Annotated in this window: 11 protein-coding genes and 1 pseudogene; all 12 read left to right on the top strand. The window is 69.1% G+C overall.

Annotation, left to right across the window (positions count from 1 at the left end; translation table 11 throughout):
• Positions 1 to 413: 413 nt before the first annotated feature.
• Positions 414 to 4,223 (top strand): ricin-type beta-trefoil lectin domain protein, encoded by a 3,810-nt coding sequence (locus ACZ52J_RS42100; RefSeq protein ID WP_465626698.1) that lies wholly within the window; start codon positions 414 to 416, stop codon positions 4,221 to 4,223.
• A 112-nt stretch (positions 4,224 to 4,335) separates the two neighbouring features.
• Positions 4,336 to 5,046, top strand: coding sequence for a DUF4328 domain-containing protein (locus ACZ52J_RS42095; RefSeq protein ID WP_465626697.1), 711 nt, complete (start codon positions 4,336 to 4,338; stop codon positions 5,044 to 5,046).
• Between the two features lie 102 nt (positions 5,047 to 5,148).
• The gene (locus ACZ52J_RS42090) at positions 5,149 to 6,843 is read left to right on the top strand and encodes an IS1182 family transposase (protein ID WP_465626696.1); all 1,695 of its coding nucleotides are present in this window, start codon (positions 5,149 to 5,151) and stop codon (positions 6,841 to 6,843) included.
• Positions 6,844 to 6,973: 130 nt separating this feature from the next.
• Positions 6,974 to 8,050, top strand: a complete 1,077-nt coding sequence (locus ACZ52J_RS42085) for a helicase associated domain-containing protein (RefSeq protein WP_465626695.1) — start codon at positions 6,974 to 6,976, stop codon at positions 8,048 to 8,050.
• Positions 8,051 to 8,399: 349 nt separating this feature from the next.
• Positions 8,400 to 8,864: a hypothetical protein gene (locus tag ACZ52J_RS42080; protein WP_465626694.1), complete on the top strand. Its 465-nt coding sequence runs from the start codon at positions 8,400 to 8,402 to the stop codon at positions 8,862 to 8,864.
• A 15-nt stretch (positions 8,865 to 8,879) separates the two neighbouring features.
• Complete coding sequence (locus ACZ52J_RS42075; RefSeq protein WP_465626693.1) at positions 8,880 to 11,015, top strand: hypothetical protein; 2,136 nt, start codon at positions 8,880 to 8,882, stop codon at positions 11,013 to 11,015.
• A 4-nt stretch (positions 11,016 to 11,019) separates the two neighbouring features.
• Positions 11,020 to 12,060: a hypothetical protein gene (locus tag ACZ52J_RS42070; protein WP_465626692.1), complete on the top strand. Its 1,041-nt coding sequence runs from the start codon at positions 11,020 to 11,022 to the stop codon at positions 12,058 to 12,060.
• Between the two features lie 118 nt (positions 12,061 to 12,178).
• Positions 12,179 to 12,382, top strand: a complete 204-nt coding sequence (locus ACZ52J_RS42065; protein ID WP_402954089.1) for a hypothetical protein — start codon at positions 12,179 to 12,181, stop codon at positions 12,380 to 12,382.
• A gap of 2 nt (positions 12,383 to 12,384) precedes the next feature.
• Positions 12,385 to 13,167: a hypothetical protein gene (locus ACZ52J_RS42060; protein WP_465626691.1), complete on the top strand. Its 783-nt coding sequence runs from the start codon at positions 12,385 to 12,387 to the stop codon at positions 13,165 to 13,167.
• A gap of 146 nt (positions 13,168 to 13,313) precedes the next feature.
• Positions 13,314 to 13,580 (top strand): helicase associated domain-containing protein, encoded by a 267-nt coding sequence (locus ACZ52J_RS42055; protein WP_465626700.1) that lies wholly within the window; start codon positions 13,314 to 13,316, stop codon positions 13,578 to 13,580.
• A pseudogene (locus ACZ52J_RS42050) lies at positions 13,549 to 13,650 on the top strand (helicase associated domain-containing protein); the annotation flags it as partial. The gene ACZ52J_RS42055 and the pseudogene ACZ52J_RS42050, both read left to right, overlap by 32 nt.
• Before the next feature lie 198 nt (positions 13,651 to 13,848).
• Positions 13,849 to 14,115 carry a hypothetical protein gene (locus ACZ52J_RS42045; protein WP_465626699.1) on the top strand — a complete coding sequence of 89 codons (267 nt, stop codon included), beginning with the start codon at positions 13,849 to 13,851 and terminating at the stop codon, positions 14,113 to 14,115.
• Positions 14,116 to 14,237 lie beyond the last annotated feature (122 nt).

Here is a 14,237-nt window from a genome sequence, read left to right as displayed (position 1 = left end):
GTCCGCTGCCTAATCAGACGGGCTTGGACCCTCTACCGCTGGGATACCCGGCCTCGAAGCCCCCGCATCCGATGACCTACTGGCGGACGCCCTTATTCGTGTTCCAGCCCGTTTCCGGGCAGGCCAAACCACCACGTGGTCTCTCCTCCATCATTGTCGACACAGCGTCATATAGGCATGGCTGTGTCACGATCGAGGTGACGATATGTGAGCCGACGATCACATCGCCAGGTCGCCCTATGCCGCATATGAGATGTTTATAAAGTCTTGATCTGATGATCCATCGCTTATCCGGACATGTCGGCCCAATCCGGCGGCCAGGTTGACCAAGCCGCAGGTCAGGCCGCATCGTTCCCACCCGAAACGCTCCCCTTCGAGGAGTGGCCAATCGGGAGGGACCTCACCACTTCGCCATGTCCAGCACCCCACGCACCATCACGCACACACCACCGGCACCAGCCATACGCAGGCGCCTGCTCGCGCTGACCTCGCTCGGCACAGGCTGTGCACTCGGCCTGGCCCTGCTCAGCGCGCCGGCTGCGCTCGCAGCCGACACCGCCCCCACCCCGCCGGTCCACGGGCCCGCGGGCGGCGTGAAGTTCCCCGCCCCCACCTCGCCCGCACCGGCCCGCACGCCCGAGCAGCAGGCGATGCTGGACGCGATCGCCAGGGCCAAGTCGACCGGCAAGCCGGTCACCGTCGAGACGCTGACCAACGAGCTCTCCAAGACGGTCGCCAACCCGAACGGCACGCTGACCACCACCGACAACGCCCAGGCCGTAAGGACCAAGCGCAGCGGCAGCTGGGCGAACATCGATCCGACGCTGCGGGCCAATGGCAACGGCACGCTCAGCCCGGCGGTGGCCACGACCGGGCTGACGTTCTCGGGCGGCGGGGCGGGCCCGATGGCGACCGTGACCACCGATGACGGCAAGAGCCTTGCGGTGAACGCCCCCTTCCCGCTGCCGAAGCCGTCCGTGGCCGGCGCCAGTGCCACCTACGCCAATGTCCTTCCGGGGGTGGATCTGCAGCTGACCGCGCTTCCCCAGGGCGGCTGGCGCGACGTCATCATCGTGCGGACGAAGGAGGCCGCCGAGAGCGCGGCACTCAAGTCGCTCACCTTCCCGGTCTCCGCGCAGGGCCTGTCGGTCGCCTCCGATTCCTCCGGTGCGCTCAGTGTCAAGGACGACAAGGGCGCCACGCGCTTCCGGGCTCCGGCGCCTCTGCAGTGGGACTCCAGCCAGCCGGCGGCGCCGGCAACCGCCACGAGTGCGGTCCGTGCCTCCCGTTCCGAACAGCGCACGGCGCTGGCTGCTGCCGCGCCTGCCCCGGCGACCGTGGACGCAGTGGCCGGGATCCCGTCGAGCGCCGAAGAGCCCGGTGACGGGGCGAACATCGCCGCTATCGCGACCAAGGTGACGCCGTCGGCGATCGAGCTGGTGCCGGACCAGGACGCGCTGGGATCGGGTGACGGGCCGTGGTTCCTCGACCCCTCGTTCGTCGCGGCCACCAGCTACACGCAGGGCTCCGTCGAGGTCCAGGAGAACTACAAGGACGCCAAGAACTACAACCTGAAGTCCAACGTCGCCACGGGCTACTGCGGTTTCCACAGCAGCAACCCCGCCCTTGACTGTGTCAAGGAGGGGCGTCAGCGCGCGTACTTCCAGTTCGGCATCAACCCCGCCATCTACACCATCCCGCCGGGCGCCGCCTCCGCCCCGACCATCCTCGGCGCGACCTTCAACGGCCAGGTCACCGCCGCCTCCAACATGGCGACCGACACCCCGTTCGTCATCTACTCCGGTCCGCCGGGCAAGACCATCGGCACCGACACCAACTGGTACGCACAGCCCTGCGGGGACAACGGGAACGTCGTCATGGACGGATGCGCGCCGGTCAACGGGCAGCGGCTCACCGGGACGGGCCCGCTGGCCATCGACGTGACCGACGCCATGAAGCGCGCCGCGGCGGAGAAGTGGCAGGTCTGGACCGTCGGCATCGCGCCGCAGACCTCCGAGTGGGATCTGAACTACCGCCACTACCTGGCGAACAACCCCTCCATCACGACCACCTACGACATCACGCCCACCATCTGGTACCCGCGCACCACCCCCGCCCCGGGCTTCGCCAGCACCAACAGCACGGCCGAGTGCACCAGCGGAGGCGCCAACCCCTGGGACAACCCCGGCTGGGTCGGCAGCAACCAGGAGATCTACCTCACCGCCAACAGCTGGTCCCCCACCGGCCAGAACCTCTACACCGGATACCAGATGTGGGACGACAACGACCCCAACTTCGGGGCGGCAGTCGGAGGCTGGGGCGGCAGCTACAACGACCCCGGCCCCATGGTGGGTGTGGGATCGCTGTCGGACGGTCACCAGTACGGCTGGGTCGCCCGCGCCGACGACACCACCCTCACCTCGCCCAACAGCGCCTGGTGCTACTTCCGCGTCGACAAGACCAACCCCCGCGTCAGCATCAGCTCCACCGATTTCCCGCCGTCGGGCACCCCCAACCCCAACCCGGCCAAGTACGTCAACGACCAGGGCACCTTCACCATCAACGCCGAGGACCCCGCCCCCGGCACCGGCCTGCAGGCCTCCGGCGTCGCCTGCATCCGCGTGAGCAGCGATCCGACCCCGGTCGTCGGATGGAAGTGCGGCCAGGACACCCTGGCCCCGGGCCAGCCGTACACGTACAAGCCCAGGGACTGGGGCACCAACACCCTGTACGCGTGGGCCATGGACAATGCCGGCAACTACAGCCAGCCGGCCGTCTACAACTTCTACGTCCCCTGGCGGCCCGACACCCAGCCGCTGTTCGGCGACGTCGACAACGACCAGAAGCCCGACATGGTCACCGTCGACAAGAACGGTGACCTGCGCGTCATCGGCGGCACCACCGACCCCACCACCTCCCTGGCCGCGCCCGCCGCCGCAGCCCCCAACAACACCACGTACGGCACCACGTGGGCCGACTACCAGATCAGCCACCACGGCACGTTCGACGTCGGCCAGGCATTCGACGAAGTCCTCGCCCACTACAGCAAGGACACCACGTCCAAGCTGCGCGAGGCCCTCTACCTGATCCCCAACAGCGGCACCGGGCGCTTCGACACCCTCACCCCCGTCGCCCTCAACCGGCCTGCCTGCACCACCTATGTGACCGGCGCGGCATGCACCGGCTACAACCAGGGCAACTGGAGCAGTGCCTCGCAGGTCCTCGCGATCGGCACCCCGGACGGCGAGGCCGTGGGCGGTGAGCCGGGCAACGAGAGCCACAAGGTCATCATGACCCAGACGTCCATCCTGTCCATGGAGAACGACAAGCTCTACCTGTTCCAGCCCAACGGCCTCGCCGGAGCCCTCGACGCCGCCACGTACCTGCCCGCCGCCTCCGGCAGCTGGGCCGACCTGGAACTGATCAACCCGGGTGCGGCCAACGGCCCGACGACGATTCCGGGGACTACCGATCCGACCTTCCAGGCCACCGTCTGGGCACGCAACCGCAGCACCGGCGACATCTACGCCTACCCGCTGGGCTGGAACGCCGACGGGACCGTCGACTACACCGCCCTCACCAAGCCCGACCAAGGGATCAAGCTCGCCGTCGGCCAGCAGCTGAAGGCGGCCGACTACCCCCGCATCGGCGCCGGCGACCTCAACAACGACGGCACGCCCGACCTGTGGGCCATGGACACCACCAACTCGATCTCCATCTACCCCGGCAAGAGCACCACCGGCGTCAAGGGCAAGGTCGACGCCTTCGACGCCGCGGCCTTCGCCGGCTACTCCGACTCCAGCGTCACCGTCCATCCCCAGCTCGTCGACTGGCAGTGCATGGACTCCATCGGAGGCCCCAACGAAGGCACCGACGTCGCCGTCTACGCCTGCTGGCAGACCATCAACCAGCGCTTCAACTTCGCCATCGACGGCACCATCCGCTCCGGCAGCTGGTGCGTCTCCACCAAGGGCAACGCCCTCGCCAACGGAACCGGCCTGATGCTCTCCCGCTGTGTCGGCAACACCGGCCAGAAGTGGGCCGTCCGACCAGACGGACGCATCTACCTGCCCGCCACGGTGACCGCGGACAACCCCGGCGGTCGCTGCCTCGAACTGCCCGGATGGCAGACCGACCAGGGCACCCGCCTCGGCATCTGGGACTGCCCCGCACCGCAGGCCAATCAGCAGTGGAACCTCACCTACGAGAAGCACAAGCCCTGAACCACGCCGTCATCACCTGACAAACCCGCGAAGGAGGGGGTTCCCGGGGACCGCCCCGGGAACCCCCTCCTCCACCGCCGTCACCCCGATCCGGACCTGGAGCCCCTCACCGATGCCTTCGCCCGCCGCCTACCACCCACCACGACCGACCGCCACCGCCGCCACTGTCCTGCTCTCCGTGACCGGCGCCGTCACGCTGTTTTCACTCATCGCCGGCATACGCCTCTACGGGGCAGCCGGTGACCTTCCCGCCGACGTCACACTCAGACTGTCCGACAGCACCGCGTTCACCGATGCGCAAGCGCTCTACCGACACGCAAGCCAGCTCCACCTCGTGGCCCTACTGGCCTCGACCGTCGCTTTCATCCTCTGGTTCTATCGAGTACGGGTGAACGCCGAGAGATTCAACCCCCACGGCCACAGACTCAAGCGCGGATGGGCGATCGGCGCCTGGTTCACCCCCGTCGCAGCCCTCTGGCTCCCCCGGCAGATCGCCGCCGACACCTGGCAGGCCAGCACCCGTCCCGATGAGTCCGGAGTACGCCCCCCGATCTCTCCCAACCTCCTCAACCTCTGGTGGGGCACCCTCTGGGCCACCATCGTGATCGGCCGACTGGGAGCCAACTTCTACGGCCAGGCCCACTACCCGGACTCCTACCAGGAAGCGCTCGGATGGCTGACCGCCTCCGACCTGCTGGAACTCGCAGCCGCCACCCTCGCCGTCCTGGTCGTGCGGAAGCTGACGGCCCTCCAGGAACAGCGCGCCACCGAGTCCGCCACCCGTGCCTTCGGAACCTCCGCCCAGACGACGCTCAACCGCTGAGCTTGACTCTGTCGGTGATCTTGGTGTTCGGCTGCCTGGGATCGTGGTGGTGCGTCAGTCTTGCGGTTGTACGAGGCCCGTGAGACTGGCGAGGAGTGAGAGATGTCGATGCGTCCCCGTCCGGGCGCCGAGGTACCGGCGCTGACCGCGCGCATGGCGCGCGCCAGCAACCCCGGTGGCACGACGGCGATGTGGGTGCGGGACCACCTCGACGGTCTGTGGAGCGACGAAGACTTCGCCGACTGGTACCCGCGTGACGGGCGTCCCGGGCTTTCGCCCGCCCAGCTGGCCACGGTGAGCGTGCTGCAGTTCCTGCTCGGGCTCTCCGACCGCGACGCCGCCGAGGCCGTACGCTGCCGCATCGACTTCAAATACGCGCTCGGCCTCAACCTCGACGACCCCGGCTTCCACCACAGCGTGCTCACCGACTTTCGCGACCGCCTGCTGGAGGACGGCCGGGCGGACCGCCTCCTCGACCTCGCCCTGGCCCGTCTGAAAGACGCCGGACTGGTCCGCGAGCGCACCACCCAGCGCACCGACTCCACCCACGTCCTGGCCGCCGTGCGCAACCTGACCCGCCTGGAGCTGGTCACCGAAGCCATGCGGGCGGCCCTGGAGGAACTCGCCCGCACCGCCGGCCATGCGCTGGCCGGCCTGGTCGAGGAGGACTGGGGCCGCCGCTACGGTCGGCCGGTGCGCCTGGGCAAGAACCCCACCCGGCCCAAGACCAGGATCAACACCACCGGGGCAGACGCCCGCCGACTGCTCGAACACCTGGCCCGCAACCATCCCGACCTGCTGGACGGCCCCCAGACACGGGCCCTGCGGCAGATCCTCGTTCAGAACTACTACTGGGACACCGCCGGCCGCTTGCGCTGGCGCGACGATGACGACGACAGCGGCCTGCCGCCCTCCGCACACCGAATCGTCTCGCCCTACGATCCGACGGCCCGATACGCTCGCCGGGGGCAGGTCACCCGCTGGACGGGATTCCTCGCGCACGTGACCGAGACCTGCTCCAACGATGGCGTCAATGTGATCACGGACGTGGCCACCATGCCGGCCACCAGCGCCGACACCGAAGTCCTGCCCGGCATCCACACCCGCCTGGAACACCGGGGACTACGGCCCGACCAGCACCTGGTCGACGGCGGCTACACCTCCCTGGTCCACCTGGAGCAGGCCGAGCGTGAGCACCGGATCACCGTCGTCGGACCCCTGCCGGGCAACCCCACCCTCCAGCACCGCCGGGGCGAGGGCTTCGCCCGCGACGACTTCCGCATCGACTTCGACCGCCAGGAGGTCACCTGCCCGCAGGGCCAGGTCAGCAGGGGTTGGCACGGCCCCTACCCGACATCCTCGCCGACCGCCGCCCCGCTGATCGTGGCCCGCTTCACCAAGAGCCAGTGCCAGCCCTGCCCGGTCCGGGCCAAGTGCACCACCTCCCGCGACGCCGCCCGCAACGTGGGCTTCCCCCCGCGCGAGCTGCACGAACTGCAGATACGCAATCGTGCCGAGCAGCAGGAACCGGCCTGGCACAAGCGCTACGCGGTGCGGTCCGGCATCGAGGGCACCATCTGCGAGTTCGCCCACGGCCACGGCATGCGCCGCTGCCGATACCGCGGGCAGGCCAAGGCCCACCTGCAGCACGTGCTCACCGCCATCGCCGTCAACATCGAACGCCTCAGCCGGCAGCCTCCGGGCGAGAACACGCCCCCACGACCACCAACTGCCTTCCAGGACCACCTCGACCAGCACAGCATCCCGCGCCTGCGCTCCTGGCGAGCCGTCAGCTGACACCCCAGCGACCAAGATCACCGACAGAGTCAAGCTCAAGCCCGGTGAGGAACCCGGAGACATTCTGGAGTCGGACTCGTACGGGCCGCTGGTCAAGATCCTCAGTGCCATCCGCAGCCACGACGCCCTGGTGATCGAGGCCCTGGCCTTGCCCCAGAAGTCCGGCAAGCGCACGGGTGGGCGCAGCGCTGAGGCCGAGGTCGCGCCGAGTGTGAGCGAGGGCGGGACGCCCACGTTCTCGCTGCCGGTCCGGTTCCAGAGCAAGCCCGGCGATGACGTTCTGGCGCTGTTCATCGCCACGCGTGTCCTGACCGGGGAAAGCCAGTTCTGGCGTGAGGGGATCGGGCATTGCAGGCGCTGGTACGAGGAGACCGGAGGGCTCGATGTTCCGTATTCGGCGCGGGTCGGTGAGCAGGAGAATTTCCGGCTTGGTGAATGGCTCACGCAGAGGCGAGTTGAATTTGCGAACGGTGAATTGGCGCGCCACCGGGTGGAGATGCTGGAGCAGCTCGGCATGATCTGGTCCGTGAGCGATGCGCGGTTCGAGGCCGGCTTGGACTGGGCGCGGGTGTGGGCGAAGGAGCACGGCGGTTCGCTGGCGGCGCCGGCGCGGGCGGCTGTCGGCGGGTACGCGATCGGGGCCTGGCTGGCGGGGCTGCGGGCAGCCGCTGAGGTGCCCGAGGGCGAGCCGGGGGCGCTCGACCCGCAGCGGCGGGCCGCGCTGGAGGAGATCGACCCGTGGTGGTGCCCGCGCTGGCCGATCACCTGGCAGCGCACGTACGCGGTGGCGCGGCAGTGGTGGCTGGAGTCGGACGGCCGGGTCGACTGGGCCGGCCTGCCGCTGGAGACGGCGTTCGAGGGCGAGGCGCTCGGCCGGTGGGTGCGGGCGCAGCGGGCCGGTTGGGCGGAGCTCGACCAGGAGCAGCGGGAGCTGCTGTCGGCGATCGGCATTGAGGAAGACCAGGAACTGGCGGCGGCGCGGGCGGCGGCCGCGGCGAAGCCGAAGGTGTCGCGGGCGGACCGGTTCGGCGCCGGCCTGGCGGCGCTGGCGGCGTTCGTCGAACGGGAGGGTCATGCGCGGGTTCCGAGGTCCCACCAGGAGGACGGGACGTCGCTGGGCAGCTGGTTGAACAACCAGAAGGCAAGGCGGGACAAGCTCAGCCCGGAGCAGCTCGGGCAGTTGGAGGCCCTGGGGGTGGCCTGGTAGAGCCGCGAAAGGCATTGGAGGCCGTCACTCTGTGGGGTGGCGGCCTCCGGGCCGAAGTCGCTCTACTGCTGCCACCTGCGGCGATGACTTTCCGAGCCCGACAGGACTGTCCGTGTCACGCGCTGGCCGCGAACTCTTCGGGGTTTGACAGTAAAGCTGTAACACTCGCGATGGTAGAGAAGCGACCCGCCGGTAACGATACCTCCACGCCCCGTCCCGGCCCGTCTTCCCCACCCTACGTGCAACCGCCGCTGCGGAGGGTGTCAGTATACCGACAGTGGGGCACGACACGGTCAGCGTGTCGCAGAGCAAACTGCCCCCACACAGAGGGAGGGAGAGCTACATACCCATGGGAAAACCCGACTTCACTACCGGCCCGGTCGCCCCGGCAGCGGCATCGACACCCGGCACGCCGCCCAGTACCTCGCCGTACGCCAACCCCGCCAAGAGCGGCGACACAGCGCCCTGGAACGCCGCTCCCCCCGGCATGGCGACCACCCAATTGGACACCCCGCACGAACTCGCCGCCTCGGCCGGGATAGCCCGGCAGATCGCCACCGACCTCAACCAAGCCAACGGCAACAGCGGGCCCCTCACGCTGGGCCTCAGTGACCACGTGAGCGCCGCGTCGGCGGGTACCCGCGGTTTCGCCTTCAGCAGCGCGCTCACCAGCTGCACCGAACGGTGGCTGAAGCAGTGCACAGCCCTGCACGACCGGATCGACGGGATCGCCACCAACCTCGACACCACTCAGCGGACGTACACGGCCAACGAGGCCAGGAACGCCCAGCTGTTCGGCACGGCAGTTCACTAAGGGGGAACCGGGCATATGGTGTCCTTCAAGCAGTTATACGAAGCCCGTCCGGACGCGGTCACGGAGGCGGCCGACGCCTGGTCCGGCGTCGCCAAGACCCTCACCACCTTGGAGGGCCGGGTCTGCAAGGACCTCACCAGCACGGTGCAGCGGGCCGGTTGGAAGGGCGTGGCGGCGGCCAACGCAAACTCGGCATTGGAGGGGGTGGACACCGACTTCCAGCAGGCGTCGGCAGTCGCGACCGCCCTCGCCGCGATCATCACCACCGCGGCCGAGGAGTTCCGCGCGGCCCACAACGACCTCCTCACCGCGATCTACGACGCGAAGACCGAGGAGCTGACCGTCACCCCCGACGGCGAGGTCTGCTGGCCCCCGCTGGCCGGCTCGCGGAACGACCCCGACGGGGTCGAGGCCGCCAAGAAGTACGACACCGAGATGCGGGCCAAGGCCGACGCGATCTCCACCCGCCTCGGCAAGGCCGTCGACCGGGCCACCGCCGCCGATCAGACGGCCGCCGCCGCCCTCCAGAGCGACATCGGCACCAGCACCACCTCATTCAACCCGAAGCCGTACGGCGCTGGCCCGATCGCTGACGCCAACCGGGCCAAGGACCTGATGTCCAAGGCCGGCAGCCTCTCCGATGACCAGCTCAAGCAGTTGCGGGCCCTCATGGCCGCCAACGCGGAGAACAAGGACTTCTCCACCACCCTCCTCAACGGCCTCAACTGCGGCGGCAAGACTGGCCCGGACGCGCTGCTGGAGTACTCCAAGGTCTACGGCGACCTGGCCCACGGCAATCACAACGCCAAGGGCTACCAGGACGTCTACGGCAACCTGTCGACGGTCCTCGCCACGGCCACCCGCGACGGCGGCATGGGCAAGGACTGGGAGGACGGCCTCCTGAAGGCCGCACGCCGGCCCGGAGACTCGGCGGCCGGCTGGAACGACAACTACCCGGCGCTCACCTCGCTGATGGGCGCGGGCGGGAAGTTCGACAAGTCGTTCCTCCTCAAGGCCGGAAACGACCTGGTCGACTACGAGCGGAACAGCAAGACCAAGGGCGAGGACCTGTGGGGTCCGAACTGGTCCCTCAGGGCCGGTGCAGGCGATCCGCTGGGCCCCTTGATGAAGCAGATGAGGAGCGACCCGGCGGCGGCCGAGGAATTCCTCGACCCGAGCCGCAACAAGAACCTCACCTACCTACTCAAGGACCGCTCGTGGCCCAACCAGGACCTGGAGGGCAAGCTGTCCCCCGACGAGCTGCGCAACAGCTCTCACGGGATGTTCGGTCAGGTCCTGGAAGCCGGCGCGACCGGCCGCGATCCCAACAGCTCGCAGCCGCCTGTACGACCGCACGACGCGACGATGAACCGGATCATGGACACCGCGCTCTCGACGCTCGGCGGCGACAAGGCGGGCGACCAGAACAACCTCGCCGTCGCTCTTCGCCGTCCGATGGCCGACATGGTCGCCGATTACGTGGCAGACACCCATGACATCCTCAGCAAGGACCTTCCCGGCCCCTCCGAACCCGGCGGATTGAACGCCACCCGCGAGCAGCTCCTCCGGGTGATCCGGGGCACCGCCGAAGACCCTGAGGCGTACTCCCTGATCCACCTGGCCGAGACACAGGAGGTGGCCCGGCGGATGGCCGAGTTCGGCCCCGAGGCGTTCAGGGACGTCAACGGGCGCCCGGACCCGAAGTTCGAGGGATTCGTCAACGAGGCCGGCAAGGCCTTGGGCGCGCTCGACGCCGTTCAGGCGGACACGATCACGGACCACAAGTCCGATGAGCAGTTCAAGGTCAACTGGAAAGCCAAGATGGACTACCACTACATCGGCACGCTCGCGAACATGATTCCGGGCAAGGACTGGCTGCCGGTGGGGGACATCGCCCAACGCTACGTCGACGTCGCCACGTCTGACTGGGCGAACAAGGTCAACGCGGCGATCGACACCAAGGCGCAGGGCGACCTCAGCAGCCTGTACACGACGGGACAGTCGCAGATGCAGGTCATGCTCAAGGCGAAGGCCGATCAGTTCGGCGTGCCAGGTCGGGACATCCTGCTCGGCCAGCTGACCGACTCGGCCAACGTTCACTACTACACATCGATCGTCCAGGCCCACAACGCCGCCTTCGGGAAGGGATGATCCGATGCCGGAACGACAGTCCAAGATCTCCGAGGTCGATGCCGCCCTCGACCGGCGCGGGTTCACCACTTGGCCGTTGCGGGTGCGGGCGGTGGTCGGCGCGGTGACGGTGACGGCGGTCGTGGCCGGGGTGGGGGCGTTCCTCGCCAACAACCTGAGCAACGCCTTCGGGCCGGACGCCGTGTGCGACGGCGCGGTGAGCGTGGCCGCACTGAACGACGCGCTCGGGCCGGGCAAGGTCAGCAGCAAGAAGAACGGTGTCTGGCAGTCGCCGAGCGGCGGAGCATTCTGCACGGCGGAGGTGAGCTACGGATTCTTCGGCAACAGCCGGTCCGTCTTCGTGCAGGTCCTCCAGGCCGACGACCTCGCCCCCTACCCGGCCAATTCGAACAGCCAGCTGTTCGCCGCCTCGGCGAACGGCGGCGCGAGCGGAGCGGCCCGCAGCGACTGGGCGTGGGCGCTGCTGCCCGGAGAGTGCGGCAACGGCCTTCGAGTGGAGGTCAAGTCAAACGGCGATGACGGACCCGGCGCGGAGAACCTCGCCCGTCTCGCCGTTTCGGCGGCGAACGGCGTCGCGGCGGGCAAGGGGTGCGGGAAGACGCCGCTTTCCGCACCGCACGAACTGTCACAGGCCGGTCAGGAGCACGACCTGAACAACGCCTCGGTCTGTGGCCTGCCCGGGTTCACTGCGGCCAGCGCCGGCAGCAAGGGCTACCGGGAGAGCGTGACCACCGCGTTCGACCCGGTGTGGGTGTGCCGGATCGCCACCGGCCAGAACCCCATCGCCTGGTCCTTCAGTATCGGGACCGAGCCCAGGGTTCGGGGGCCGTTGGCCGAGAAGGACGCCACACCCGCATTCGGCCGGTCCCGCTGGGCGGGCTCCCCCATCCCGAAGCAGGAGGTCGTGGCGACCTGCCACGACAAACCCACCTACTTCCGGATGGACACCGACATCCTCCAGGGGCTTTTCCCCGACACCGACGAGGCCTGGAAGCAGTTCCTCACCGCTGGCGGCAAGGCGATCGGCTGCGAGCCGATCCTCTGATCGCGTCCGTCGAGTGGTCGGCTCCGCGCCGGCCACTCGATGATGAGGAGGCCGAGGGTGGCCAACCTCGACAGCATCCACGGAGCGGTCACCCTTCTGCTGTACGACGCTGACCGGTGTGGAGGCGATCTCCAAGGGTGTGTCGGCGTTCCGCGAGCCCAAGGCGAAGGATGCGGCCAGCACGATGGCGGTGACGGGGCTGACCGCGATCACGATGTTCGTCGGCGTCACCGCTCTGGCGGTGATTGCGAAGGTCCACTACGTCGACAACGCCTGCCAGCCCACCGGATCAGCCGTGGCTGCGGGACGTTCACCCAGCTGAGAGTGATCACCCAGCTCGCCTCGTCGATCTTCGGCGGCAGCGATGCAGCTCGGCGCCTGGCTGCTCCTGAACGGCTTCCGTCCATCGCTGGCGACGCTCGGCCGGGCGTGGGACGGCGCGGACGGGATACGTCTGGTCCTTTTCACCGGCATCGCTCTGGTCGCGGTGATGCCCGCGTACCTGCCGCGGCGGAGCAGCGGCGTGGTGGGCGGCCGGTGGTGGTCGGCGCCGATACACACGCGCGCGGCGAGGGCGGGGGTTCGTGGTGGGCGCCGGAGTTGGACGTCGGGGCGGGCGGCCGGTGGTGGCTGCCGGCGCGCTCGTGCGCCGACCGAAAGCTGCCGCTACCGAAGAACCTGCCGACGAAGGGGGTCGAGAGACAACCGGACTGGGCCAACCTCTGCGGCCTGCCCGGGTTCGCACCGGCGAAGAACCCCGAGGCGCAGCTGGACATGTCGCAGCAGGTCACCACCAGGTTCGCCCCTATCTGGTCCTGCACAATCGGCACGAACCCGACGCACGACGGTCAGACGAAGGTCTTCGCGATCACAACCGATCCGCGGACCACCGCCCTGACCCAGAAGGACGGCAAGGACCCGGCCGGGCCCGGGCGGGCTCGGTGGGTCGCTGGCGGGACACTCGTCGTCACCTGCCAGGGCAAGGACGTCTTCTTCAGTCTCAGCGGCGGCTACGAAGGGCCTGCTCTGTTCCCCGACAACGACGACCTGGTACGGAAGTTCCTCGCCGCCGGGGGAAAGGCAATCGGCTGCGAGCCGATTCTCTGATCGCCTCCGTCGAGGGGCCGACTCTGTGACGGCCACTCGACGGACGGATCAAGCGATGGCCGACCGGCACAGCAGGCTGGCTGGCCCGGCCTGGAGGCGGACCAGCGGGACCTGCTGGCGGCGATCGGGAGGCCGACCGCGAGCTGGTGGCCGCCAAGGCCGCCGCCGACGCGAAGCCAAAGGTGTCGAGGGAGGACCGCTTCCAGCAGGGCCTGGCCGCCCTCGCCGCCTTCGTTGAACGCGAGGGCCACGCCAAGGTGCCCCGGTCCCACAAGGAGCCGCTGGAGATCGTGGTGACCGGCCCCGGCGGGGAGGAGAGCATTGAGGTGGTCTCCGTGGGGTTGGGTCCGAAGGTGTCGCGCCGACCGGTTCGCCCAGGGCCTGGCGGGGCTCGCGGCCTTCGTCGAGCGTGAGGGGCACGTCCGGGTGCCGCGCACCCACAAGGAGGGCGGGGTGTCCCTCGGGTCCTGGCTCAACAACCAGAAGGCCCGGCGGGACAAGCTCAGCCCGGAACAGCTCGGGCAGCTGGAGGCCTTGGGGGTGGCCTGGCAGGTCCGTTCCCCGTCGGCCCCGGTATGGCTCGCGCCGCCGGGGCCTCTCGCATGTCCTCGGACGGTTAAGAGCGTCGGCTCGTCCAGCGGCCGGGATGCGAACGGGGCCACCGTGGCGCACGGTCGGGGCATGGCCACGATCGTTGTCCTCTTCGAGCTGGAGTCTGACCGGGATCTTGGGGCGGAGGGAGTTGGGCCCGCCGTCCTCATGGTTCACGCTGCCGGCGCCGATCCGGACGCCCCGGAAGACCCCCAGGCGTGGACGCTGTGCGGTAAGGACACCACCCCGATGGAGCACGCCCACTACAGCCCCACCCGGCCCGGTGAGCCGTGGTACCCGCCCGTGTTCTACGACCGGCGGTGCCGGGAGTGCGAAACGATGCTCCGTCGGCTCTGAGACGGCAAACCCGCCGGCGCCACTCAATGAGCCTTCGCCATCTTCGAACATGCTGGTCGGAGGGGCTGGCGTGACGGTTGTCCGGGGTGCTCGTCCTGGTCGTGGGCGGGAGTCTGCGGTCT

Source organism: Kitasatospora sp. NPDC034035 (assembly GCF_055575755.1).
Note: the sequence above shows the minus strand (reverse complement) of the source record. Positions and strands in the feature narration are given on the sequence as shown.